This window comes from Streptomyces sp. F001 (genome assembly GCF_004187715.1).
In the GTDB taxonomy this organism is placed as follows: domain Bacteria; phylum Actinomycetota; class Actinomycetes; order Streptomycetales; family Streptomycetaceae; genus Streptomyces; species Streptomyces flavusporus.
In genome coordinates this window covers 42,564-67,371 of sequence record NZ_QZWF01000006.1, presented here as the reverse complement: position 1 = coordinate 67,371, position 24,808 = coordinate 42,564, and the positions used below count along the sequence as shown (strand labels likewise).

General features: G+C 72.6%; 17 protein-coding genes and 4 pseudogenes. 12 read left to right on the top strand and 9 right to left on the bottom strand.

Features of this window, described 5'->3' with window-relative positions:
* The first annotated feature begins 3 nt into the window (after window positions 1-3).
* Together StrepF001_RS23205 and StrepF001_RS23200 are read left to right on the top strand one after the other, a co-directional pair.
* A pseudogene (locus StrepF001_RS23205) lies at window positions 4-1,810 on the top strand (ABC transporter permease subunit).
* Window positions 1,807-3,039 (top strand): MFS transporter, encoded by a 1,233-nt coding sequence (locus StrepF001_RS23200; protein ID WP_129800164.1) that lies wholly within the window; start codon window positions 1,807-1,809, stop codon window positions 3,037-3,039. Before StrepF001_RS23205 ends, StrepF001_RS23200 begins: the two are co-directional and overlap by 4 nt.
* A 10-nt stretch (window positions 3,040-3,049) precedes the next feature.
* On the opposite strand, the gene StrepF001_RS23195 is transcribed toward StrepF001_RS23200, so the two are convergent.
* The gene (locus StrepF001_RS23195) at window positions 3,050-3,904 is read right to left on the bottom strand and encodes a CDP-alcohol phosphatidyltransferase family protein (protein ID WP_129800163.1); all 855 of its coding nucleotides are present in this window, start codon (window positions 3,902-3,904) and stop codon (window positions 3,050-3,052) included.
* Between the two features lie 109 nt (window positions 3,905-4,013).
* On the opposite strand from StrepF001_RS23195, the gene StrepF001_RS23190 reads away from it, so the two are divergent.
* From StrepF001_RS23190 to StrepF001_RS48185, 5 genes and pseudogenes are all read left to right on the top strand, one after another.
* Window positions 4,014-4,997 (top strand): zinc-binding alcohol dehydrogenase, encoded by a 984-nt coding sequence (locus StrepF001_RS23190; protein ID WP_129800162.1) that lies wholly within the window; start codon window positions 4,014-4,016, stop codon window positions 4,995-4,997.
* A gap of 100 nt (window positions 4,998-5,097) precedes the next feature.
* Window positions 5,098-5,496 carry a 6-carboxytetrahydropterin synthase gene (locus StrepF001_RS23185; protein ID WP_129800378.1) on the top strand — a complete coding sequence of 133 codons (399 nt, stop codon included), beginning with the start codon at window positions 5,098-5,100 and terminating at the stop codon, window positions 5,494-5,496.
* On the top strand, window positions 5,493-6,674 hold the full coding sequence (locus tag StrepF001_RS23180; RefSeq protein WP_129800161.1) for a glycosyltransferase family 4 protein: 1,182 nt from the start codon (window positions 5,493-5,495) through the stop codon (window positions 6,672-6,674). The genes StrepF001_RS23185 and StrepF001_RS23180 overlap by 4 nt, the downstream gene beginning before the upstream one ends.
* The gene (locus StrepF001_RS23175) at window positions 6,671-7,738 is read left to right on the top strand and encodes a class I SAM-dependent methyltransferase (RefSeq protein WP_129800160.1); all 1,068 of its coding nucleotides are present in this window, start codon (window positions 6,671-6,673) and stop codon (window positions 7,736-7,738) included. The genes StrepF001_RS23180 and StrepF001_RS23175 overlap by 4 nt, the downstream gene beginning before the upstream one ends.
* A pseudogene (locus StrepF001_RS48185) lies at window positions 7,735-8,754 on the top strand (lysylphosphatidylglycerol synthase transmembrane domain-containing protein); the annotation flags it as partial. The gene StrepF001_RS23175 and the pseudogene StrepF001_RS48185, both read left to right, overlap by 4 nt.
* Window positions 8,755-8,861: 107 nt before the next feature.
* Here the strand turns inward: StrepF001_RS48185 and StrepF001_RS23165 are convergent.
* Complete coding sequence (locus tag StrepF001_RS23165; RefSeq protein ID WP_129800158.1) at window positions 8,862-9,641, bottom strand: creatininase family protein; 780 nt, start codon at window positions 9,639-9,641, stop codon at window positions 8,862-8,864.
* 41 nt (window positions 9,642-9,682) lie between these two features.
* On the opposite strand from StrepF001_RS23165, the gene ribA reads away from it, so the two are divergent.
* Window positions 9,683-10,342, top strand: coding sequence for a GTP cyclohydrolase II (gene ribA / locus StrepF001_RS23160; RefSeq protein WP_129800157.1), 660 nt, complete (start codon window positions 9,683-9,685; stop codon window positions 10,340-10,342).
* An 85-nt stretch (window positions 10,343-10,427) separates the two neighbouring features.
* On the opposite strand, the gene StrepF001_RS23155 is transcribed toward ribA, so the two are convergent.
* Genes StrepF001_RS23155 through StrepF001_RS23145 form a run of 3 tightly spaced genes read right to left on the bottom strand, consistent with a single transcriptional unit; the run spans window position 10,428 to window position 13,656 of the window.
* Window positions 10,428-11,660, bottom strand: coding sequence for a serine hydrolase domain-containing protein (locus StrepF001_RS23155; RefSeq protein ID WP_129800156.1), 1,233 nt, complete (start codon window positions 11,658-11,660; stop codon window positions 10,428-10,430).
* Between the two features lie 59 nt (window positions 11,661-11,719).
* Window positions 11,720-13,087: an MFS transporter gene (locus StrepF001_RS23150; RefSeq protein ID WP_129800155.1), complete on the bottom strand. Its 1,368-nt coding sequence runs from the start codon at window positions 13,085-13,087 to the stop codon at window positions 11,720-11,722.
* A complete protein-coding gene (locus StrepF001_RS23145; RefSeq protein WP_129800154.1) occupies window positions 13,084-13,656 on the bottom strand; it encodes a TetR/AcrR family transcriptional regulator in 573 nt (190 codons plus the stop codon). Before StrepF001_RS23145 ends, StrepF001_RS23150 begins: the two co-directional genes overlap by 4 nt.
* Before the next feature lie 79 nt (window positions 13,657-13,735).
* Between StrepF001_RS23145 and StrepF001_RS23140 the strand changes: the two genes are divergently transcribed.
* A complete protein-coding gene (locus tag StrepF001_RS23140; RefSeq protein ID WP_129800153.1) occupies window positions 13,736-14,161 on the top strand; it encodes a PPOX class F420-dependent oxidoreductase in 426 nt (141 codons plus the stop codon).
* 112 nt (window positions 14,162-14,273) lie between these two features.
* Window positions 14,274-16,361, top strand: coding sequence for a tetratricopeptide repeat protein (locus StrepF001_RS23135; RefSeq protein WP_129800152.1), 2,088 nt, complete (start codon window positions 14,274-14,276; stop codon window positions 16,359-16,361).
* On the opposite strand, the gene StrepF001_RS23130 is transcribed toward StrepF001_RS23135, so the two are convergent.
* The 3 genes from StrepF001_RS23130 to StrepF001_RS23120 all read right to left on the bottom strand — a co-directional run bounded on the left by StrepF001_RS23130 (window position 16,348) and on the right by StrepF001_RS23120 (window position 20,443).
* Complete coding sequence (locus StrepF001_RS23130) at window positions 16,348-17,643, bottom strand: hypothetical protein (RefSeq protein WP_240797644.1); 1,296 nt, start codon at window positions 17,641-17,643, stop codon at window positions 16,348-16,350. The genes StrepF001_RS23135 and StrepF001_RS23130 overlap by 14 nt on opposite strands.
* A gap of 622 nt (window positions 17,644-18,265) precedes the next feature.
* Window positions 18,266-19,612: an MFS transporter gene (locus StrepF001_RS23125; protein ID WP_129800151.1), complete on the bottom strand. Its 1,347-nt coding sequence runs from the start codon at window positions 19,610-19,612 to the stop codon at window positions 18,266-18,268.
* 165 nt (window positions 19,613-19,777) lie between these two features.
* Entirely contained in the window at window positions 19,778-20,443 is a 666-nt protein-coding gene (locus StrepF001_RS23120) for a TetR/AcrR family transcriptional regulator (RefSeq protein WP_129800150.1), read from the bottom strand.
* A 150-nt stretch (window positions 20,444-20,593) separates the two neighbouring features.
* Here StrepF001_RS23120 and StrepF001_RS23115 point away from each other — a divergent pair.
* Both StrepF001_RS23115 and StrepF001_RS23110 read left to right on the top strand, forming a co-directional pair.
* Window positions 20,594-21,477: pseudogene (locus StrepF001_RS23115) on the top strand (shikimate dehydrogenase).
* Between the two features lie 84 nt (window positions 21,478-21,561).
* Window positions 21,562-23,326: pseudogene (locus tag StrepF001_RS23110) on the top strand (TIM barrel protein).
* Window position 23,327: 1 nt separating this feature from the next.
* Here the strand turns inward: StrepF001_RS23110 and StrepF001_RS23105 are convergent.
* The gene (locus StrepF001_RS23105; RefSeq protein ID WP_129800149.1) at window positions 23,328-24,791 is read right to left on the bottom strand and encodes a membrane-associated oxidoreductase; all 1,464 of its coding nucleotides are present in this window, start codon (window positions 24,789-24,791) and stop codon (window positions 23,328-23,330) included.
* Window positions 24,792-24,808: the final 17 nt, after the last annotated feature.

The window sequence follows — 24,808 nt, the reverse complement described above, 5'->3', positions numbered from 1 at the left end:
ACGATGCACCACCACCGACGGGCGGTCACGCTGCTGTGGCGGGCCGCCCTCGCCGCCGCCCTCGTGTGCGCCATCGGCCTGCTGCCATGGCTCGCGCACACCGACCCGGCGCTCACCGTGCTCAAGGCGCGCTCGGTCGACCGTGAGCCCACGCCCGAGGTGCTGGCGGACATCCGCGCGCAACTCGGGCTCGACGCCGGTCCGTTGCATCTGCTCGGGCAGTGGCTGGCAGGGTTGCCGCGAGGGGACGCCGGGCGGTCCTGGCTGTCCGGTACCGAGGTCATGCCGGCCGTGCTCGAGGCGCTCGGCGTGTCCCTGCTGCTGACGGCGGTGGCCCTGGTCGTCGCGGCGGTCACCGCCGGGCTCGTGTGCGCCCGCACCCTGTGGCTCGGTTCGCGCCACCGGCTCGGTGGGCGCCGGGCGGGCGGCAGCGGGTCGGCGGTCCTTGCCGCGCTGCCCGAGTTCCTCACCGCGTCCGTGCTCGCCACCGTCGTAGGAGTGCAGCTCGGGTGGCTGCCCGCGCTCGGCTGGTACGGGCCGCAGTGGACGGTGCTGCCCGGGCTCGCCCTCGGGGTGCCCGCCGGGGCCGTGCTCGGGCAGATGCTCGACGATCTGCTGCCCGGTGCCTTCGCCGAGCCATGGGCGCCGGCCGCGGCGGCGCGCGGGCTGCCGGGGCGGAGCATCGCACGCCAGGCGGTGCGCCGGTGTGTGCCCGCGCTGCTGCCGAACGCCGGGCTGTTCGTCGTCGGCCTCACCGGCGGTGCTGTCGCCGTGGAGCAGATCTTCGACATTCCCGGCCTCGGCCGCACCACCCTCCAGGCCGCCCTCGCCCAGGACCTGCCCGTCCTCCAGGCCGGCACCCTGGCCCTCCTGCTGGTCGCGGCTGCGGCCACCGGGCTGGCCCGGCTCGCCGCGCGACTGCTGATCGGGCCCGCCCTGCGCGACGGTGCCCTGCCACCCTGCATCGGCCCACCCCGCGCGCCGCATCCTGCCCCTCGTCCACGCCGCCGTACTGCTCGGCGTCATCGCCGCAGGACTGCCCCGCGACCCGCTCGCCCTCGACACCACCGAGCGCCTCCGACCGCCCTCCTGGACACACCCGTTCGGCACCGACTCGCTGGGCCGGGACATGCTCGCCCGGATCGGTCACGGCGCCCTGGACACCCTGCTGCTCGCCCTCGCCATCACCGCCGTCGCCCTGTTCACCGGCGTGCTGCTCGGGCTGGTGCCCCGCCTTTCCGGGCCCCTCGTCGACACCGTCAACGCCGTACCGGCCGTCCTGGGCGCGTTGCTCGTCACCGCCGTGGTGGGCGGCGGAACGGCCACGCCCGCGCTCGCGGTGAGCGTCCTCGCCTGGGCGCCGCTCGCCGCGCACACCTCCTCGCTGCTGCTCCAGGAACGCGCCGCCGTGCACATCACCGCCACCCGTGCCCTGGGCGCCGGCCGCTGGTACCTGCTGCGCCACGAACTGCTGCCCGCCGTCCTGCCGCCCGTCACCCGCCACGCTCTGCTGCGGCTGCCCGGCGTCGCACTCTCCCTGGCCTCCCTCGCCTTCCTCGGCCTCGGCGCCCAGCCGCCGTCCCCCGAGTGGGGCCTGCTGCTCGCCGAGAACCAGCCCTACGCCGAGCGCGCCCCCTGGGCCGTCCTCGCCCCCGCCGCCGTCCTCGCCCTCCTCGGCGCGCTCGCGGTGACCGCGGCGGGAGGAGTGCGATGGCGGCCCCGGCGGGCGGACCGCCGTACGGCCGCGGCCGACGCCGAACAGCAGCCGGTCACCAAGGAGTTGGCCGCCGTCGGAACGGAGACCCGATGACCGCCCTGTCCGCCTCCCGCGTTCGGCGGTCAGCGCAACGCACCCGTCTGTCGCCGCTCCTGCGACTGCTGATCCTCACCCAACTCGCCTTCAACATCGGCTTCTACGCCGTCCTGCCCTTCCTGTCCGAACACCTCGGACAGGCGATCGGCATGGCGGGCTGGCTGGTCGGATTCGTGCTCGGGCTCAGGACCTTCAGCCAGCAGGGGCTGTTCGTGGTCGGTGGGGCGCTCGCCGACCGGTACGGCATCCGGCCGGTCGTGCTCGCCGGCTGCGCGCTGCGCATCGCCGGGTTCGCCTGGCTCGGACACGCCGGGCAGACCTGGTCGGTGATCGGCGCGGTCCTGCTGATCGGCTTCGCCGCGGCGCTGTTCTCGCCCGCCGTGGAATCGGAGGTCGCCCGGCAGGCGGTGCTGTGGGAGGAGGAGAGCGGGGGCTCGCGCACCCGGGTGCTGGCACTGTTCACCGTGGCCGGTCAGGCCGGTGCGTTCGTCGGCCCGCTGCTCGGCGCGCTGCTGCTCGCAGTGGACTTCCGCACGGCGTGTCTCGCCGGGGCGGGGGTCTTCGTGCTGGTCCTCGCCGGGCACGCGTGGCTGCTGCCGCAGCGCATCCCCGGGCGGGAGCGCGTCCAGGTGAAGGGCGGGCTTCGGGCGCTGCTGCGCAACCGGCGCTTCCTGGCGCTGTGCTGCGCCTACGGTGCCTATCTCCTGGCGTACAACCAGCTCTATCTCGCCCTGCCCGACGAGGTGGAGCGTGCTACGGGTTCGCAGGCGCCGCTGGCCTGGCTGTTCGCGCTGTCCTCGCTGCTGGTCGTGACCGCCCAACTGCCCGTCACCCGCTGGGTGGGCGACCGGCTCGCCCTGCGCCGCTCCATGGCGGCGGGACTGCTGCTGATCGCCGCCGGGTTCGCCGTCGTCGCGGTGGCGCGGCCCGCCGGGTGGAGCGGTACGGCGGGGCTGGTGCCCGCGGCCGGGTTCGTCGTGCTGCTCACCGTCGGGCAGATGCTCGTCGCGCCCGCGGCACGGGCCTGGGTACCGGACCTTGCGGAGGACGGCCGGCTCGGTCTGTACACGGGGGCGCTGTCCTCGGTCTCGGGGCTGATCGTCCTGGTCGGCAGCGCGGCCACCGGCTCACTGCTCGACGCGGGTCTGCCGTCGGCCGTGCCGTGGCTGGCGCTGGCCGCCGTACCGGCAGCGGCGGTCTGGCTGCTGCCGCGCCGGGCAACCTGAACGACGGCCGTCACCCGGCGACGGGCTCCAGCACCTTCTCGGAGATGTCGAGGGGCGGGGCGGTGTCGGCGGGGGCGGCCGGCTTGATGCGGGCGCTCGCTCCGGTGGGCGTCGCAGCGCCGCCCGCAGCCTTTACGGCCCCGTCCTGCTGCCCCCGTGACGTCCGCCACAGCCACAGCACGTCCCGCCCGAAGGACCACACCAGGAGAGTCAGCGCCACCGCCACCACCCCGGCGTTCGCCAGGAGGGGCAGCAGGTTCGCGGCGGCGACCAGCAGGAGCACCCCTTGCAGTGCGGCCACCGTCTTGCGGGCCGTGCTCGGCGGCAGCGGGGCGTCGAGCCACGGCAGGACACGTGCGGCGGCGACGAAGACGTACCGCATGCCGCCGATCAGCAGCACCCACGGGCCCAGCGACATCGACACGTACACACTCAGCACCAGGATCAGAAACGCGTCGACCTCCATGTCGAACCGCGCCCCCAGCGCCGACGACGTGCCCGTGCGTCGGGCGACCTTGCCGTCCACGCCGTCCAGGATGAGCGCCACCGCCGTCAGGCCGACGAACAGCGTGACCGGTGGTGAGCTCTGGAAGGAGTCGGCGACCAGCGCGGTCACCGCGCCGACCAGGATCGCGCGCCCGAGCGTGACCCGGTTGGCCGGGCCGAAGGACCGCAGCCGTGACCGGTGCAGGGCCCGCGAGAGGACCGCCCAGGTGGCGATCGCGAAGGCGAGGCCGGTCAGCCAGCCCGCCGGTCCCATGCCGATCGCCGTGCCCAGCAGGGCCAGCAACAGGACCTGCAGGCCCGCGCCCACGGCGGTCTCCTGCTGGACCAGCCTCGCGTCGTACGTGTTGTTCAGGGCCACCGAACATCCTCCGGCCGTGTGACAGAGTCGATCAACGCCGCGTACTGTGCGCGGCCTGTGCACACCTCGGTACGTGAACAACTTCCCGATCGTTCAGGAGGACCCGTCGATGACCCGCAGCGCACGTGCGTTCTGGCTTCGTTCGCCAGGTCAGGGCGAGATCCGGGACGTGGACCTTCCGGATCCCGCCGAGGGCGAGGTGCTGGTCCGCAGCCTGTGGTCCGGGGTGAGCCGCGGAACGGAGACGCTGGTCTTCCGCGGCGGGGTGCCGGAGAGCCAGTACGCGGCCATGCGGGCGCCGTTCCAGGAGGGCGACTTCCCCGGCCCGGTCAAGTACGGCTACCTCAACGTCGGCCTCGTGGAGCAGGGGCCGGCACACCTGGCTGGCCGTACCGTCTTCTGCCTCTACCCGCACCAGACGCGGTACGTCGTCCCCGCCGCCGCCGTGACACCCGTACCGGACGACGTCCCCGCCGAACGGGCCGTGCTCGCCGGCACCGTGGAGACCGCCGTCAACGCGCTGTGGGACGCGGCGCCCCTGGTCGGCGACCGGATCGCGGTGGTCGGCGGGGGCATGGTCGGCTGCTCGGTGGCCGCGCTGCTGGCCCGGTTCCCCGGCGTGCGCGTCCAGTTGGTCGACGCCGACCCCGGCCGAGCCAAGGTCGCCGAGGCGCTCGGCGTCGACTTCGCCTCCCCCGAGGACGCGCTCGGCGAGTGCGACCTCGTCGTCCACGCCAGCGCGACGGAGCAAGGACTCGCCCGTTCCCTGGAACTCCTCACCGCCGAAGGCACGGTCGTCGAACTGAGCTGGTACGGCGACCGCCGGGTGAGTCTCCCGCTCGGCGAGGCCTTCCACTCCCGCCGCCTGGTCGTCCGCAGCAGCCAGGTCGGCACCGTCTCCCCGGCCCGCCGCACCAGCCGCACCTACGCCGACCGGCTGGCCCTCGCCCTCGACCTGCTCGCCGACCCGGCCCTCGACGCGCTCGTCACCGGGGAGTGCGCTTTCGGCGAACTCCCGGACGTGCTGCCCCGGCTCGCCTCCGGGGAGATTCCCGCGCTGTGCCACCGGGTGCGGTACGAGGACCCCGCCTAACGGGAGCCTGACCTCAGAAAAGACGTACGAGCCGCTGAACATGGGAAGGACAGCAGCCGTACTACTCGGCATCCATGCCCCGCACCTGGAGGGTCGTCCGTTGTTCAGTGTCACCGTCCGCGATCACATCATGATCGCCCACAGCTTCCGCGGCGAGGTCTTCGGGCCCGCGCAGCGCCTGCACGGAGCGACGTTCCTGGTGGACGCAACGTTCCGGCGCGAGCAGCTGGACGACGACAACATCGTCGTCGACATCGGACTGGCCACACAGGAGCTCGGCGCGGTCGTCGCCGAGCTGAACTACCGCAACCTCGACAACGAACCCGACTTCGCCGGGATCAACACCTCCACCGAGTTCCTGGCGAAGGTCATCGCCGACCGGCTCGCCGAGCGGATCGAGAAGGGTTCGCTGGGCGAGGGCGCCAAGGGACTGGCGGGCATCACGGTCACGCTGCACGAGTCGCATGTCGCCTGGGCGAGTTACGAGCGTGCCCTGTGACCGACACGACCATGGAGAAGTCGCCCCTCGCCTTCGTCCCCGCACAGCCCGCCGCCCCGAAGAACGGCGAGATCATCCCCATGTCCCTGCGTACCGTGCACTTCGTCATGCCGGGCGGCGTGGACGACCCGGCCACTCCGAGCGGCGGCAACGCCTATGACCGGCGGGTCTGTCTGGACCTGGCCGGCTTCGGCTGGCAGGTCCGCAAGGCGGTGGTCGACGGGTCGTGGCCCCGGCCGGGGGCCGAGGCTCGTACGGAACTCGCCCGCAGACTCGGGGAGTTTCCGGACGGTTCGGTCGTACTCCTCGACGGGCTGGTCGCCTGCGGCGTCCCCGAGATCGTCGTCCCCGAGGCCGAACGGCTGCGCATCGCGGTTCTCGTCCACCTCCCCCTCGGCGACGAGACGGGCCTCGCGCCCGCCATGGCGGCCGAGCTGGACGCCAGGGAACGCACGGTCCTCAGGGCCGTCGGGGCGGTGATCGCCACCAGCGACTGGGCGGTCCGCCGACTCGTCGCCCACCACGGCCTCGCTCCCGACCGGGTCCATGTCGCCGCCCCCGGCGCCGACATCGCGCCCCTCGCCTCCGGAACCGACGGTGTCTCACGACTGCTGTGCGTCGCCGCGGTCACCCCGCGCAAGGGACAGCACCGGCTCGTCGAGGCGCTCGCCACGGTGACCGACCTGCCGTGGAGCTGTGTGTGCGTGGGCGGACTCGGCCAGGACCCGGAGTACGTCACGCAGTTGCGCACCCTGATCAGGAAGTACGGCCTGCAGGACCGCATCCACCTCGCGGGCCCCCAGGCCGGCGCCGAACTCGACGCCAGCTACGCCACCGCCGACCTCATGGTCCTCGCCTCCTACGCCGAGACCTACGGCATGGCGGTCACGGAGGCCCTCGCGCGCGGTATCCCGGTGCTGGCCACGGACGTCGGCGGCCTTCCCGAAGCGGTCGGCCGCGCCCCCGACGGCGGCGTCCCCGGCATCCTCGTCCCGCCGGAGGACCCGGCGGCCCTCGCCGCCGAGTTGCGCGGCTGGTTCGGCGAGGCCGACGTACGGCGCCGCCTGAAGTCCGCCGCCCGCAGCCGCCGCGCCGCACTCGACGGCTGGGCGACCACGGCGAAGAACCTGGCCGGCGTACTGGGCCGACTCCCGAACGAACCCCGGAGGGCAGCATGAGGAGCACGCCGACGGCTGCGCAGGGAGCCGCCGCGAGGATCCCGGCCCAGCCGGGACCGCGGGGCGAGGAGAGCGGGGGGAGTGCGCAGGCGGCTCCGGCCGCAGGGGAGGCCGACCCCCAGGACGGGCCCGTTGCTGCGGCTCCCGGCGAGGCCGTCAGTGCCGGTGCTGGTCCCGTCTCGCGCCCCGGTGAGCGGCCCACCGTGCGGTTGCGTGACGCCGATCCCGACGAGCCGCCCCGGTACGCGCCCGAGTGGCTGGAGCTGCGGGAGGGGGCCGACGCGGCCGCGCGGGCGGCCGAACTGCTCGACCCCTTGCGCATCCGGCTCGCCAACCTGTCGGGACGGGCGGACGGGTTCGTCGTGCACGACCTGGGCTGCGGCACCGGCTCGATGGGCCGTTGGCTCGCCCCCCGGCTGGACGGCGCCCAGCACTGGATCCTCCACGACCGCGACCCCTACCTCCTGCACTTCGCCGCCGTCGGCTCCCCGCGTTCCGCCGCCGACGGCAGCCGGGTCACCGTCGAGACACGCCGCGGTGACGTCGCCCGCCTCACCCCGGACGCCCTGGCCGGAGCGTCCCTGGTGACGGCGTCCGCGCTGCTCGACGTCCTCACCCGGGAGGAGGTCGACACCCTCGCCGCCGCCTGCGCCGGGGCCGGCTGCCCGGCACTGCTGACGCTGTCCGTGGTCGGCCGCGTCGACCTCACCCCGGGCGACCCGCTCGACGCGGAGATCACCGAGGCGTTCAACGCCCACCAGCGCCGCAGCGGCCTGCTCGGCCCGGACGCGATCACGGTGGCGTGCGAGGCGTTCGCCGACCACGGGGCGACCGTACGGGTGCAGCCCAGCCCGTGGAAGCTCGGCCCGGACGAGGCCTCGCTCACGGCGCAGTGGCTGCGCGGCTGGGTCGGCGCGGCGGTCGAGCAACGCCCGGAACTGGCGGCGCGCGCCCAGAAGTACCTGGCGGCCCGCCTGGCCGCCTGCGCCGCGGGCGAGTTGCGCGTCGTCGTCCACCACAGCGACCTCCTGGCGCTGGCCCGGCCGACGGGCGGAGCGTCATGAGCGCGCGGACGGCGCACGCGGTCACGCTGCCGATGCCCAGGCCCGGGACGGCGAGGCCGCTCCACGGTGGTCCCGCGGTGACCCCTCGCCCGTCCGATGCCCCGTCGACGCCCCTGCGGCCCGGCCCGGACGTCACCGGCGCCCCGTCCGACCGCCCCCGCCGCGGGCGTGCCCTGCGTGCCCATCTCGGCACGATCGCCGGTGTCGTCATCCTCGCCGTCCTGTTGTGGCGCCTCGGTACCGGTGTCTTCCTGGACGGGCTGCGGCGGATCGATGCGTTCACGCTGGTCGCGGCGGTCGGGATCGGCCTGTTCACCACCGTGTTCAGCGCCTGGCGTTGGCAGTTGGTGGCCCGGGGGCTGCGGATCCGGCTGCCGTTCGGGCCGGCCGTCGCCGACTACTACCGTGCGCTGTTCCTGAACGCCGCCCTGCCCGGCGGCGTCCTCGGCGATGTGCACCGCGCCGTACGGCACGGGCGGAGCGCCGGTGATCTGGGCCGCGGCGTGCGCTCGGTGGTCCTTGAACGGACCGCCGGTCAGGCCGTGCTGGCCGTGGCAGGCGTGGCCGTCCTGCTGACCGTCCCGTCCCCGGTCATGGCCGGGGCCCGGCACGTCGCCGTGCTGCTGGCGTTCGCCGCGCTGGGCGCGCTCGCGATCGTGCTCGCCGTGCGCATGAACCGGACGCCGTCCACCCGCCGCCCTGCGCTGCTCGACGAGGCACGCGAGGCCCTGCTGTCCCGCCGCAACGGCCCGGGCGTCGTCGGTTCGTCCGTCGTCGTCCTCGCCGGCTATGTCGTGATGTTCCTGCTCGCCGCCCGGGTCGCCGGAACGTCCGCCTCCGTGACCGTACTGCTGCCGCTCGCGGTGCTTGCGCTGCTGGCGATGAGCCTGCCGCTCAATGTCGGCGGATGGGGCCCGAGGGAGGGCGTCACCGCCTGGGCGTTCGGCGCCGCCGGGCTGGGCGCGGGCAACGGACTTGCTGTCGCCGTCGTGTACGGCGTGCTGAGCTTCGTGGCGAGTCTGCCGGGCGCCCTCGTCCTGGTTGCCCGCTGGTGTGCGAGCCTGCGCGCCGGTTCCGCGACCGTCGTACCGGACGCGGAACCGGGCCACGCACCCGACGGCGACTACCCGCGCTCGCCCCCCGCCGGGGCCGATGGCGAGGTGAGCACCTTGAAATACGCGCCGAACGACTCGGCCAGACTCGCCAGCAGCTCCTTCCCCTTTTCCGCGGCTCCGAGTGAAGGACGGCCTATGACACCCGAATCGGTATATGCGGACATGCCCAGGGTGAGCAGCTGGCGCCGGTCGTCCGCGACGAAATCGGCGCTCTCATAACCGGGCCGGACCAATTCCGGATGAGTGTGCAGAAGGATGGAGGTCTCGATTTCCCCCGCGTGCATGTCGGTGAGCAGCGAGGTCCGCACCCCGGCCCGCTCCCTTGCCGCCTCCCAGTCCTCCGCGGCCGGGAACAGCGCCATGGTCTCGCCCCGCGCGGAGGACTCCTGAACGACGTTGCCCAGGACGTAGTTTCCGCCGTGCCCGTTGACCAGGACCAGGGCCTCGACGCCCGACCGGCGGAGCGACGCCGCCATGTCCCGTACCACCGCATGAAGGGTCACTGAGGAGATGCTGACGGTCCCCGGCCAGGCGGCGTGCTCGTGCGAGCAGGAGACCGTCACCGGAGGGAGGAGGTGCACCGGGTACACGTCGGCGATCTCCCGGGCGATCGCGCAGGCGACGAGCGTGTCGGTCGCCAGCGGAAGGAACGGACCGTGCTGCTCGAAGCTGCCGACGGGAAGGACGGCGACCTGTCGTGAGACACCGGCTCCGCGCGCGCGTACGTCCTCCGTGGTGTCGGACGGCACCAGAGCGTGTGTCACCGACCGCGTTCCCGAACCACTCATTTTTTCCCGGCCTTTCGTCTCTGCATAGGAACTCGAGAATCATGACAGAAAACCTTGGCGTAATCGGCAAGAAGTCACCGCAGCGCACGGGCGTGGAACGCGTTGTGAATGCCCCCTTGCCCACCGTGTACGGCGAATTCAGTGCGGTCGGCTATCTGGACCACGACCGTGGTGACGAGCAAGTGGCCCTGGTCTACGGCGACATCGGCACCGACGACGTTCTCACCCGACTGCACTCGGAGTGCCTGACCGGGGACGCCTTCGGCTCGCAGCACTGCGAGTGCGGTGACCAGCTGGCCTCCGCGCTGCGTGCCGTCGTCGCCGAGGGACGCGGCATCGTCGTCTACCTCAGAGGGCACGAGGGCCGCGGTATCGGGCTGCTCGCCAAGCTGCGCGCGATGGCCCTGCAGGCCGAGGGCCTGGACACCGTCGAGGCCAACCTCGCCCTCGGCCTGCCGGTGGACGCCCGCGACTACGGTGTCGCCGCCGAGATCCTGCGCGACCTGGGGGTGCGTTCGGTGCGCCTGATGTCCAACAACCCGCGCAAGCGGGAGGCGTTGCTGCGGCACGGCATCCAGGTCGCCGAGGAGGTTCCGCTGCTGATCCCGCCGTGCGAGAACAACATCACGTATCTGCGGACGAAGCGGGAGCGACTGGACCATCATCTGCCGCACCTGGACGCGGTGGCGCACTGGTCCTGAGCCGGCGCGGCACGCGTCCTGACGGGAGACCGCCCCGGCGTCCGGGCCGGGGCGACCCGCCGGGGCCGCTCACGCGCTGAAACGGTCAGTCCGTCACCGCGTCGTGGATCAGCTGCTTGAGGTCCCGGAACATCGTGTGCGAGGTGCGCGGGCGCACCTGCGTCAGAAACTGCACGGTCAGGTCGCGGGTCGGGTCGACCCAGAACGTCGTGGTCGCCACGCCGCTCCAGCCGTACGTGCCGAGCCCGGCGGGCGCGATCGTCCGGTCGGGGTCGATCACCACGGACACGCCGAAGCCGAAGCCGACCCCGTCGTTGCCGGGCTCGTCATGGGCGGGGCGGCTGCCGAAGGCGCGCAGGTCGGCACCGCCGGGGAGGTGGTTGGCGGTCATCAGGTCCACGGTCTCGGGGGTGAGGAGACGGGTGCCGTCGAGCTCACCGCGGCGGCGCAGCAGCTCCGTGAAACGGTGCACGTCGTAGGCGCCGGCCACCATGCCGCCGCTGCCCGACAGGAACCGCGGCCGCCCGTGCAGCGGCAGTCCGGGGATCGGCTCGATTCCGGTGCCGTCCTCCTTCTCCCCGTACAACTCGGCCAGTCGGCCCGCCTGTTCGCCGGTGACCTCGAATCCGGCGTCCGGCATCCCCAGCGGGCCGAAGATCCGCTCGGCGAAGAACACGTCCAGCGGCTGCCCGGAGACCACCTCGATGACCCGGCCGAGGACGTTGCTGGCCACCGAGTAGTTCCACTGCGTGCCCGGTTCGAACTGCAGCGGCAGGCTCGCGTACACCTCGATCGTCTCGGCGAGGTTCGCGCCCGGCGGCACCGATGACTCCAGACCGGCCTCGCGGTAGAGGGCGTCGACGGGGTGGGTGTGGTAGAAGCCGAAGGTCAGGCCCGCGGTGTGGGTCATCAGATGCCGGACGAGTATCGGCCCGGCGGCGGGGCGGGTTCTGGTGTCTGTGCCGGAGCCGCTCTCGTACACCCGCGCGTCGGCGAAGGCGGGGAGGTGACGGGCGACCGGGTCGTCGAGCGAGAGCCGCCCCTCCTCCATCAGCAGCAGCGCGGCGACCGCGGTGACCGGCTTGGTCATGGAGTAGATCCGCCAGAGCGTGTCGGGCTCGACGGGGAGTCCGGCGGCGATGTCGCGGCGGCCGTGCGTCGTGAGGTGGGCGACCCGGCCGCCGCGGGCCACGCAGACGAGGAAGCCGGGCAGCCGGCCCTCGTCGACGTAGTGGGCGAAGTGCTGGTCGAGGCGGTCCAGCGCCTTCGCGTCCAGCCCGGCCTCGCTCGGGTCGACCTCTTGCCGCAACTGTGCCATCGCTCGCCTCCGGGTCCGTCGAGTGCGATCGGGATACCCCGCCCACGCGCCCTCAGACCTCATCGTCGCGCAGCAATCCGCAAACGGTCCGCCGGACGGCCGCGATGCGTCTGACGTGCGGACTCCTCGTCGTCCCTGCCCGGCAGCACCAGGGCCGCCACGGCCCCGGCCGCGGCCACGACGGCGAGGACGGCCAGGGCCACGCCGGTCCCGCCGGTGCCCAGGAGCGTGGCCGCCACTGCCACGCCCAGCACCGGCCCGATGTTCATCGCCGTCTGCTGCAGACCGCCCGCCACGCCTGCCGACTCGACCGGGGCACGGCGTACGACGACATGGGTCGCCGCCACCATCACCGTGCCGAACCCTGCGCCGAGCAGGGCGAAACCGCAGCACAGCGTGAGCGTGGCCGAGGCCGCGGAGAGCACCAGGATGCCGACGGTCAGGACGGCCATCGCCGCCACCGTCGTGCGCCGGGGGCCGGCCCGGCGCAGCAGCACCGCGCACACCGGTGCCGCCACCACCATCAGCACCGCCAGCGGCAGACTGACCAGGGCGCTGCGCAAGGGGTCGAGGCCAAGCACGCCCTGCAGGACATATGTGCCCACGAACAGCGTGCCGAGCAGTGCCGCCGACGCCGCCACCAGCACCCCGAGCGCCGCAGCGACCCCCGTCGAGCCGACGACCTCCGGTGGCACCAGCGGGGCGGCGGTACGGCGCTCATGCCGGACGAACGCCGCACCGGCGACCGCCGCTCCGATCCAGCCGACGGCCGCCCGGCCGGTCTCCGGCAGTGCGATCAGGGCGTGCACCAGGCAGGCCAGGCTCACCGCGAGCATCAGCGCACCCGGCGGGTCCAGCCGCACGGTGGCCGTCCGGCGTTCCGGCCTCCCCGCCGTCAGGGCGAGCACACCGAAGACCAGGGCGGGGACGACGTTGACGAAGAACACCGAGCGCCAGCCCAGCAAGTCCACCAGCGCCCCGCCCACGACCGGCCCCGCGGCGGCCGCCAGCCCGATGGCGCCGGTGCGCACCGCGAGGGGCGTTCGCAGCCGGTCGGGCGGGTAGGTGGCGCGCAGCATGCCGAGCGTGGCCGGCTGGAGCAGGGCGCCGAAGACTCCCTGCGCGATCCGCAGCCCGATCACCCAGCCGACGCCGGGCGCCAGGCCGATCGCGGCCGAGGTGACGCCGAAGCCGACCATGCCCGTAGCGAACAGGCGCCGGTGCCCGTACCGGTCGCCGAGCCGCCCGGCGAACACCAGCAGGGCGGCCACCGCGATCAGATAGCCGGTGCTGGTCCACTGGACCTGCGCGAACGACGCGCCGAGGTCCCGCTGCAGGGTGGGCTGCGCGATGGTGAGCACCGTGCCGTCGAGAGCGACGAGCGCGGCCCCGGCCACGCTGCTCGCCAGCGTCAGCCGGCGGTTCACCGCTCGCCGCCGGGGCCGAGGTGGGCGTCGAGGGCGGTGTGCAGCAGGGGCAGGAAGTCGTCGGCGCCCGTGGCGAGTTGGAGGCTGCCCCAGCCCCACAGCTGGGCGATGCCGTGCAGCTGCGCCCACAGCGCGCCCGCGACGGCCCGCGCGTCCACGTCGGGGCGGGCCCGGCCGACCAGGTCCACCAGGACACCGAACAGCGGCAGGCTGGTGTCCCGGAGGCCCAGGTGGCCGCTCTCCAGCAGATCGTGACGGAACATCAGCTCATACATGCCGGGGTTGTCGAAGGCGAACTCCAGGTAGATCCGGGTCAGTTGTTCGAGCTGCGTACGCGGGTCCCCGTCGGCCACAGTCGTCGTCCGGTCGGCCAGCTCGGCGAAGCCGCGGCGCGCGATGGCGGACAGCAGTTCCAGGTGGGTGGGGAAGTGGCGGCGAGGGGCGCCGTGCGAGACGCCGGCGCGGCGGGCGATCTCGCGCAGGGTGAGCGCATGCACACCTTCATCGGCGACCAGTTCCACGCCTATGTCGACCAGACGGGTCCGCAGGTCCTTCTCGGGTGCACTCATAGACAGTGTCTACCAGCCCGCCGTAGACGCTGTCTACTCATGGGGAATGTGAGGCCATGTACGGGCGGTTTACCGAGTCATGAGTGAGGACGCACTGCTGAAGCTGCTCTCCGAAGGTCACAGCGGGGTGCTGGTCACCCTCCGGCGCGACGGCCGCCCCCAGCTGTCGAACGTCATGCACGCCTACTACCCGGAGGAGCGGACCATTCGGATCTCGGTCACCGACGACCGCGCCAAGACCCGCAACCTGCGCCGCGACCCCCGGGCGTCGTACCACGTGACCACCGCCGACCGGTGGGCCTACACGGTCGTCGACGGCACCGCCGACCTCTCGCCGGTGGCCGCAGACCCGTGCGACGAAACGGTCGAGGAGCTCGTCCGCCTCTACCGTGACATCGAGGGCGAACACCCCGACTGGGACGACTACCGCGCCGCCATGATCCGCGACCGTCGACTGGTGGTGAGGCTAAGGGTGGAGAGGGCGTACGGCGCCCCGCGGGGCTAGTTCATTTCGCCAGGTGGCAGATTCAAGCGGGTGCTCCGGTACGCGCCTTGATGCGCCGTCACATGCCGCTAGGGTTGATCACAACCGAGACCTGGACGGGGGAATGCGCGGCATGGTGGATCCGATCTCGGTGGGGGCCATCGGCGCGGTGCTCGGAGCCGTCGGGGCCGGCATGGCGAACGAAGCCGGCAGGTGGGCCTGGGAGTCGGCCGGCGGTCTGGTCCGCCGTATCGCCGGACGCGAGGTGCCCGCGCCCACCACGCCCGGTCAACTGGACGACGTGGCCCGCCTGGTGCACGAGCGACTGCACGACGATCCTCAACTGGCCGCCGCCTGGTCCACGTTCGCGGGCAGCGTCCGCCTCCCGAACGCGTCGGGGCGCCCGAGCCTTCCCGACGCACCACGCTTCTTCACGGACCGTCAACAGGCCCTGAAACTCCTCGACAAGGAGGCGAAGCGCTCCTTCGACGGACGCCCCCGCCGCGTTCTCCTCTACGGCCCCGAAGGCATCGGCACCAGCACACTGGCCGTCCACTGGGGCTGGCGGCAGACCGCCCGCTTCCCCGACGGTCAGTTGTACGCCGATCTGCGCGCCCGCACCCCCGAGGCGCTCCTGCGCACTCTGCTGCGCGGCCTGGGCCTGCCGGACGAGGAGATACCCCCGGCCGCCGAGGACCGCGCCGACCTCCTCCGGCGCTGTGTGGCCGACCGGCGGCTGCTCCTCGTGCTCGACCACGCCCGGACCGCCGCGCAGGTGCAGCCGCTGCTGACCTCGGCGCCCGGTGTGTTCACGATCGTCGTCGCCCGGCACCGGCTCATCGGCCTGGACGCCCTGCCGATCGCGGTCGGTCCGCTGGCCCGGCGGGACGCCGTGCGGCTGCTCACCGAGCTGGCCGGGAAACCCGCGGTCACCGCCGCCCGAGCCACCCTGCCCGCCGTACTCGACCGCTGCGCGGGCTCCCCCTACGCCCTGCGCGCCGCCGCACCCGCCTCGCCGACCCGCCCCGCAGCCGGAGGCCCCGCCGTGCCCGAGAGCGACCCGGTCCGTGCCGCCGCCGAGGACTCGTACCGCCGGCTGACCCCGCAGGCGGCCCGCCTGTACCGCCTCGCCGGCCTCCGTGGCTGGCCCGCCCTCGACGCCGCGGCCGCGGCACGCGCCGCCGACCTCGACCTCGCCGAAGTCCCCGCGCTCCTGGAGGCACTCGTCGACGCGCTCCTCCTCGAACGCACCGACACCGGCCGTTACCGCTACCGCCCCGCGGTGCGCGCCCATGCCGAGCGCACGGCCGCCGCCGTCGACGGCATCGCGGTCTGTTCCGCCGCCGTGGCCCGAGTCGTCGAGGGCTACCGGGACCTGGCCGTGGGCGCGGCGCGGGCGGCCCTCCCGGAGAGCTGGCGGGTCCCCGACGCGGACTCGCCTGTCTCCTACCCGGACAGGGGTGCAGCCGTTGCCGCCCTGGCCGCAGAGACGCCCAACCTCGTGGAGGCCGTACGCGCGGCTGACGAGTTCGGGGACAGGGACACGCTCGTCCTGCTCTGCCAGGCCTTGTGGCCGCTCCAGCTCAAGGCCGGACACCACGAGGTTCTGCTGCCCGCCCTGCGGACCGGTGCCCGCACCGCCGACGAGCTTTTCCCCGGCACCCGGACCGCCGGTGCCCTGCACGCCCAACTCGCCCATGCCCTCACCGAGTTGCGCCACTGGGACGAGGCCGAGCCGGAGGCGCTCGCGGCCGCCCGGGACGAGCAGGCCGCGGGACACGTCCGCGGCCATGCCTCCGCCGTGGAGTTCCTGGGCCTGTTACGGCTGCGCCAGTGGCGATTCGCGGAGGCGTACGCCTGCTTCGAGGAGGCGGACGGCATCCTCGACGGCATCGGTCCCGTCGACGAGGGCGCCGCCGACCTGCCGCGCGCCCGCGCCCTGCTGCAGCGGCACCGAGGGCGAGCACTGCGCGGTCTGGGCCGCCGTGACGAGGCCGTACGGCGACTGGAAGGCGCCCTGCGCTTCTTCCGGGACAGCGGCGAGGCCTACAACACCGCCCGCACTCTCACCGACCTCGCCGAAACCCGCCTGGACAGCGGTGAGTTCGTGGCAGCCCTGCCGTTGATCGAGGAGGCGATCGCAGCCCTTTCCGCGGAAAAGGCCGAGTATCACGTGGCCCGTCTGCGGATGCTGCGGGAACGGTGCGTCACACCGGAGTGACCGCGACCCGGTGCCCGGTCTCACCCGTTCGGACCATCAGCCCCTGTGCGGTCAGCTCGTCCAGGGACTTGCCGGCCGCGAGCCATGCATGGAAGGCGGAGGCGTACGCGGCCGGGTCGGCGTCCGTGCCGGAGTCGGAGTCCAGACGCAGCAGTGCTCCCGCGCGCGTGCGCAGCACACAGGACCTCGGGCCGGTGACGTAGGCCGCGAGTGCGCAGTGCGGATGCCGGTCCAGGACCTCCGCCGTCCACAGGGCGGGGGAGCCGAAACGCGGATCGTCGGCGTCGCTGTACCGGAACACCACGTCGGCGAGGTCCAGTTGGTCCGTCTCCCAGGTGTCCTCGTGGACGGCGATGTGGGCCTCGCCCGTGTCGTCGTCCGGCGCAATCGGGCCCGCGTACCGCGTGACGGCGACCTCGCCGGAGCCCAGCAGCCGGGTGAGCACAAGGAGGGGCGCGGTGTGAACCGACGGTTCGTACGGCGGCAGCGGGAGCGGTTCGAGGTGGGCGGGGCCGTCGGGTTCGGGGATGCCGATGACGTCGTAGAAGTGGCGGCGCAGCCGGGTCGCCGACTGGCCGGGCACCGAGCTGGTGAACTCGGCCGGTTCCGGCGGAGGCCGGTGGTGGTCGAGCAGCGTCTCCAGCTGGGGACGGAGGGGGAGCGCGGGGTCCAGACGGGGTGCGGTGCGCACGAACTCGTGGACCGGGGCGTCCGGGGCGAGACCGGAGAGGGGGGCGGCGCCCAGGAGCACCGGTGTACCGAGGGCGGCGGCGTAGTAGGTGACCGAGCCGTGGTCGCCGATCACCGCGTCGGCGGCGATCAGGGCCTGCCGCCAGCCCTCCAGGGGGTCGATCAGAGCCAGGCCGGCGCGCCGGGCGCGATGGAGCCAGGCGCGGATCTGGCCGGGGCCGTGACCGTGCCAGATGTTGGGGTGCAGGACGGCAGCGAGGCGGTACTCGTCCGTCGGCAACTCCGAGGTCAGACGTGGCAGGAGGGACGGCAGTACGTCATCTCCGTCGTCACCGAAGAGCGACTCGGGGTTCCAGGTGGAGGTGAGGACGATCAGACGTCGGCCCCGGCCCACTTCGAGGGCCCGGCGGAAGCGGTCGCGATACGTGCGGGCCGCCAGCATGCGATCCCAGCAGGGGTCCCCGGCGAGTACGGCTGAGGACGCGGTCTCGGGGCAGACGGTGCGCAGGCGCTCGTACTGCTCGGGATGGGAAAGCACGAGCGTGTCGGCGACGGGCGTTCCGTCCTCGGTGAGCAGCCACTCCCTTGACATCCCGAAGACGGGCGCTGCCCCGGCTTCCCCCGCTCGCCCGCTGCCGGGTGTTGGGTGTTGGGTGTTGGGTGTTGGGTGTTGGGTGTTGGGTGTTGGGTGTCGCCAGCCTCTTAGTGTATCCGACACCATGTGACATCACGGTCAAGTTGCCGGAAAGCGCTCGGAGTTGACCGCCGAAGCTCGCCGAGATCGCGAGGTCGACCGGAGTGGCAACCGCCTGTTCCCAGGGCAGCACGGGAACCTCCGTGTCCGCCAGCAGCTCGGCGAGGCCCGCTCGGAACGCCGACGACTCCGGGCTCGTCGCCAGCAGCTGCACCCGGAAGTCGTCGTGGAAGAGGGGCAGGATGTCGAGGAGCCGGGTCGCCGAGGTCACGTTGTGCACGACGAGCAGCACCTTGTGGCTGTGCCCCCGCGTCGCCCACCGCGCCGCGTCGTCCCCGACCGGCACCCGTATCCACCCGGCCCCCGCCACGTCCTCGTCCGCCTCTCTTCGCCCGCTCATGTGATCGGGCAACGATAGTCAAAGGACGTCAAGAGCGCTGCTGGTGCTTGCCGCCCGCCGGGATCGCCCATAACTCCGAGCCCCGGAGCCCTGACGGCATCCGGGGCTCGGACGTGTGGGTCAGGCCGTCACCGTCTCCGGCTGCGCGGCCTCGCGGGGAGTTCGCACGCCGAGGTGTTCCGTGGGCACCTTGTGGGTCTCGCGGGCGGAGAGTGCGGCGATCACCGGCGGGATGCACAGGGCCGCGGTGAACAGGGCCACGGAGGACCAGTCGTCGCCGTCGGGGCCGGCGATCTGCGCGGCGAAGGTGACCGCGAAACCGGCGACCGCGAAGCCGATCTGCGTGCCGATCGCCATGCCGGACAGGCGTACCCGGGTGGAGAACATCTCGCCGTAGAAGGAGGGCCACACCCCGTTCGCGGCGCTGTAGACGACACCGAAGGCGACGATGCCCAGCAGCAGGGTCAGCGGGTACGAGCCGGTGGAGATCGCCCAGAGGTAGAGGAACATCGTGATGGCGCTGCCGACGGCGCCGACCAGGTACACCGGGCGGCGGCCGATACGGTCCGACAGCGTGGCCCACAGCGGGATCGCGGCGAGCGCGACGACGTTGGCGAGGGCGCCCACCCACAGCATGGAGGAGCGGCTCATGCCGACCGAGTCGCTGGTGGCGTACGACAGCGCCCAGACCGTGAAGATCGTGCTGACGGAGGCGATCAGTGCGCCCGCGATCACCCGGAGGACGTCCGCCCGGTGTTCGCGCAGCAGTACCGCCAGCGGCAGTTTCGCGACGCCCTCGGTGGCGGTCTGCTGCTCGAACGCCGGGGTCTCGTCCAGCTTGCGGCGGATGACGTAGCCGACGACCGCGACGGCGACGCTCAGCCAGAACGGCACGCGCCAGCCCCAGGACATCAGATGCTCCTCGGGGAGCGCGGCGACGGGGATGAAGACAAGGGTGGCCAGCAGCTGGCCGCCCTGGGTGCCGCTGAGGGTGAAGCTGGTGAAGAAGCCGCGCCGGTTCGGTGGCGCGTGTTCCAGCGTCATGGAGTTGGCGCTGGCCTGCTCGCCGGCCGCCGATATGCCCTGCAGCACGCGGCACAGGACCAGCAGGACGGGCGCGAGGGTCCCCACCTGGGCGCGCGTGGGCAGACAGCCGATGAGGAACGTGGAGATGCCCATCAGCATCAGCGTGAAGACCATGATCTTCTTACGGCCCACCCGGTCGCCGAAGTGTCCGAGGAAGAGGGCGCCGATGGGGCGGGCGGCGTAGGCGACGCCGAAGGTGGCCAGCGACAGCAGGGTGGCCGTGGCCGGGTCGGACTCGTCGAAGAAGACCTCGGGGAAGATCAGGGCGGCCGCGCTGCCGTAGATGAAGAAGTCGTAGTACTCCAGGGCGCTGCCGATCCAGGCCGCTGCCGCGGCCTTCTTCGGCTGCCCGGGCGGGGCGGAGGGGGCGGGGACGGACACGGCGGCTCCTTTGAGGGAACTCCAACGCAGAGAACGTAGAGGGAACGAGCGGCGGGGGAGAAGGGCCGGATCTTCGGCTAATTAACCCACTGGATAGTTAGTCCCGGTGGGTAGGGATGTTGCGTCCGCGTTTCCCTGCTGTCAAGGGGTTGTGCCGTGCGGCGTTCAGTCGGTCGCGCGCTCCGCCGTCAGATAGGCGATCACCATGTCGCCGAGCATGGTCCGGTAGTGCTCGCGCTGTGCGGGGTCGACCAGGTCGCGGCCGAACAGGGCGCCGAAGGTGGCCCGGTTGGACACCCGGAAGAAGCAGAACGAGCTGATCATCGCGTGCAGGTCGACGGCGTCGACGTCGGCCGTGAACAGGCCGGATTCCTGTCCCGACGCCAGGATGCGGCGGATCACGTCCAGCGCCGGAGAGCCGATCCTGCCGAGCTTCTCGGAGGCGGCGATGTGTTCGGCGCCGTGGATGTTCTCGATGCTGACCAGGCGGATGAAGTCGGGGTGTGCCTCGTGGTGGTCGAAGGTCACCTCCACCAGGCGCCGGATGGCTGCGACCGGGTCGAGGTGCTCGACGTCCAGCTCCTGCTCGACTTCGCGGATCACGCCGTACGCCCGCTCCAGGACGGCCGTGAAGAGCTGCTCCTTGCCGCCGAAGTAGTAGTAGATCATCCGCTTGGTGGTGCGGGTGCGGGCGGCGATCTCGTCGACCCGGGCGCCGTCGTAGCCGGCCCGGGCGAACTCCTGGGTGGCGACGTCGAGGATCTCGGCCTTGGTGCGGGCGGCGTCACGGATGCGCCCGCCTGGTCGTGCCGTTTCGTCGACGCTGGTCATCGGGTTCCTTCGGGCGATGGGCAGGTGCCGAGATTGTAGAGCTCGCCGTCGGAAGGCGGTCCGGAAGTCTTCCCCTGTCCGAGGACTGCCTGCTATGACTAACGTACTAGTTCGTACATTACTGTTTTCCAGGTGTTCAGGAGGTCCTCGGTGGCCAAGGACTCGTATCTCGTCGGACTGATCGGTTCCGGTATCGGACCCTCGCTCAGTCCGGCCCTGCACGAGCAGGAGGCCGACCGGCAGGGCCTGCGCTACCTGTACCGGCTGATCGACATCGACATCCTCGGCGTGCCGCCCGGGGCGGTCGGCGAACTGCTGCGGGCCGCCCGCGACCTCGGCTTCGACGGGCTGAACATCACCCACCCGTGCAAGCAGCTCGTCATCGACCACCTGGACGCGCTCGCCCCGCAGGCCGAGGCGCTGGGCGCGGTCAACACCGTCGTCTTCGAGGACGGCCGCGCCGTCGGCCACAACACCGACGTCACCGGCTTCGCGGCCTCCTTCGCCCGGGGACTGCCCGACGCCCCGATGGAGCGGGTCGTACAGCTCGGCGCGGGCGGCGCGGGTGCGGCCGTCGCGCACGCCACGCTCACCCTCGGCGCCGGACAGGTCACCGTCGTCGACGCACTGCCCGAGCGGGCCGCCGCCCTCGCCGGCTCCCTGAACCGGCACTTCGGCAGCGGCCGGGCGGTCACGGCGGCCCCCGAGGAGCTGGCCGGCCTGCTCGAGCGCGCCGACGGCATCGTCCACGCCACCCCCACCGGCATGGCCGCCACCCCGGCCTGCCTTCCGCCGGCCTGCTGCACCCCGGCCTGTGGATCGCCGAGGTGGTCTACCGCCCGCTGGAGACCGAACTGCTGCGCACCGCCCGCGCGATCGGCTGCGCCGCTTTGGACGGGGGCGGGATGGCCGTCTTCCAGGCCGCGGACGCGTTCCGGCTGTTCACGGGCCGGGAGCCCGACAGCGTGCGCATGCTGGCGGACATCGCGGAGATGGCCGGCGTTGCGGAGAGCCCGGCGGGCAAGGCGGTATGACACCGGCGGGCCGCTCGTGGCTGGTCGCGCAGTTCCCCGCGCCCTCAGGGGCGCCGCAGTACGGAATCTTGAAGGAGCAGGTCCATGCGTACGTCCATTGCCACCGTCTCCCTCAGCGGATCCCTCACCGAGAAGCTCACGGCCGCCTCCCGGGCCGGTTTCGACGGTGTCGAGATCTTCGAGAACGACCTGCTCGCCAGCCCCCTCACCCCCGAGGAGATCCGCGCCCGCTGCGCGGACCTCGGTCTGCGCATCGACCTGTACCAGCCGATGCGCGACATCGAGGCCGTCCCCGCCGACGAGTTCGCCCGCAACCTGCGCCGGGCCCGGCACAAGTTCGAGCTGATGCGCAGGCTCGGCGCCGACACCGTTCTCGTCTGCTCCAGTGTCTCCCCGCTCGCCGTGGACGACGACCCGCTCGCCGCCGAGCAGCTGCACCGACTCGCCGATCTCGCCCAGGACTTCGGTATCCGCGTCGCCTACGAGGCGCTCGCCTGGGGCCGCCATGTCAACACCTACGACCACGCCTGGCGCATCGTCGACGCGGCCGGCCATCCCGCGCTCGGCACCTGCCTCGACAGCTTCCACATCCTCTCCCGCGGCTCCGACGTCAAGGGCATCGAGGACATTCCCGGCGAGAAGATCTTCTTCCTCCAGCTCGCCGACGCCCCGCTGCTCGCCATGGACGTCCTGCAGTGGAGCCGCCACTACCGCTGCTTCCCCGGCCAGGGCGGCTTCGACGTCGCCGGTCTCGTCCAGCACGTCCTGCGCACCGGTTACACCGGACCGCTCTCCCTCGAGGTCTTCAACGACGTCTTCCGGCAGGCCGAGGCCGGCCCGACCGCCGTGGACGCCCACCGCTCGCTGCTGGTGCTCCAGGAAGCCGTCGGTGCCGCGGCCCTGCCCCGACCCGTCGTCCCCACCGGGGTCGCCTTCGCCGAACTGGTCACCCCCGACACCGCACCCGTCTCCGCCCTGCTCACTGCCCTCGGCTTCGCCCGCACCGCACGGCACCGCACCAAGCCGGTCGACCTGTGGCAGCAGGGCGAGGCCCGCATCCTGGTCAACACGGGACCGGCCGTACCCCGTGGCGGTACCCAACTCGCCGCCATCGGCCTTCAGTCACCGGACCCGGCAGCCGCGGCCGACCGCGCCGAGGCGCTCCTCGCCCCCGTGCTGCCCCGCCGCCGCGCCCTGAGGACGCCCCGCTGGATGCCGTCGCCGCCCCCGACGGCACGGAACTCTTCTTCTGCGGCGCCGACCGCTGGCGCGCAGACTTCGAGCACCTCGCCCACACCCCGCCGCCACCGACGTCCACCGCATCGACCACCTCGCCCTCACCCAGCCCTGGCACCACTTCGACGAGGCGACCCTCTTCCACCGCAGCGTCCTCGGACTGCACGCCCAGGAGAGCGTCGACGTCGCCGACCCCTACGGCCTGCTGCGCAGCCGCGCCGTCACCAACGCCGACGGCAGTGTCCGCATCGCCCTGACCGTCGGCGCCGCGCCCACCGACGACACCGTCCGCGCCCAGCACATCGCCCTGGCCACGGATGACGTGGTCGCGGCTGCCTGCCGTTTCCGTGAGGCAGGCGGCCGCCTGCTGCCCGTCCCCGCGAATTACCACGACGACCTCGCGGCCCGCTACGACCTCACCGGTGAGGAGCTGAAGACGTACCGCGAGCTCGGGATCCTCTACGACCGGGACGCGGAGGGCGAGTTCCGCCACTGCTATACGCAGACCGTCGGGCGCATCTTCTTCGAACTGGTCCAGAGGGACGGCGGCTACCGCGGTTACGGCGCCCAGAACGCGCCGGTGCGGTTGGCCGCGCAGCACGCGGTGACGTGACTCACTGGCGGCTGACGGTCCTGGTCACGCCAGTGACGACGGTCGTGGCGAGGATCCAGCCGGTGATGATGAGGACGTAGGACAGCCACTGGTACCCGCCCTTCGGGGCGAAGGCACTCTCCTGCCCGAAGGAGATCACCGGCAGGAGCAGGTCGAGCGTGTAGAACACCGGGTTGAAGGGCGGGGCCTCGGACGCCTTCAGCGGGGGCGGGTGATGCAGGGCGTACGCGATCGAGCCGACGGCGAGCAGGGACAGCAGCCAGCCGAAGGCACGCAAGGGGCGGAAGCCGTAGCCGACCGTGGCGTCCTGGACGTGTCCCCACAGGCGGCCGTACCAGGCGAGCGTGGAGCGGTGGCGGCGCTGCTTGGCGAGCTGGACGAGCCGGGCGGCGTGGTCGTCGCCGCCGCGGTGGTAGGCGGCGGTCAACTGCTCGTAAGCGTAGGGGACATAGCCCTCGCGGTCCCGCTCCAGCATCGGCAGGCGCCGCTCGGCCGGTTCGTGGGGCGTGAGGGTGGTGTAGGTGAGGCTGCTGAGGTGGACCTCGCGCGGTACCACGTCCGGTTCCAGGAACAGGACGTCTATCTGGGAGCGGCGCAGATTGAGCCTGTCCTCCATGGGAGGGCTCTTGCGCAGCCAGAGCTCCCCGATGGTGCAGCCGCTCGCCCGTAGCGCCGCGTCGCCGGGGTTCGACAGGCGTGCTTCCGACAGGTCGAGGCGGCCCGCGATCCGGGCGCCGCTCAGGCCGATCCAGCCGACCGCGTCCACGCGCCGCATGTGGACGTTGCCCTCCACGACGAGGGTCTGTGCGTCGAGGGCGGCTCGGCCGGGGTGACTGAGCTGGGCGTCGTTCAGGATGACCGATCCGCTGACGTGGGCGCCGTTGAGGCGCACCTCGCCGTGTGCCCGCACCCCGGCCGCCATCAGCTCGTCCCCGATCTCGGCGTAGTGGAGCCGCAGCACCGCCTCCGAGGCGTCCGGCGCGCTGAACTCCGCCCGGTCAACGAAGATCGCCCTGGAGATCTGCGCCCCGCCCAGCCCCACCGGTCCCCGGAACCGGCAGCCCGTCATCCGCAGCACCCCGTCCACCCGTACGGTGGCGGCGGCCAGCCCGGGCAGCGCCGAGCCGCTCAGATTGAGCTGGCGGAACTGGCAGCCGTACAGCTGAGGGACCTCGTCGAAGTAGCACTGGGCCAGCCGCACGTACCTGTCGACCGTCCCGTACCGCACGTCGAGTTCGCCGGTGATCCGTGCCCCCGCCACCTTGAGGGCAGCTATCTTCCCCTGTTCCTCCGGGCCGTTGAGCAGAAGAGACTGCAACACGGCCGCCCGGATGGTCCGTTCGGGCCTCCAGTCCCCACCGCGAGCTGCGTCTTCGTCCTCTGCGCCGCGGAAGTCCACGGTCTCACCCGTCGCGAACGCCCGCCACACGCGCAGTTCGGCCGGCGTCAGATCGTCGATCTCCATCGCCGGCGACTCTGACC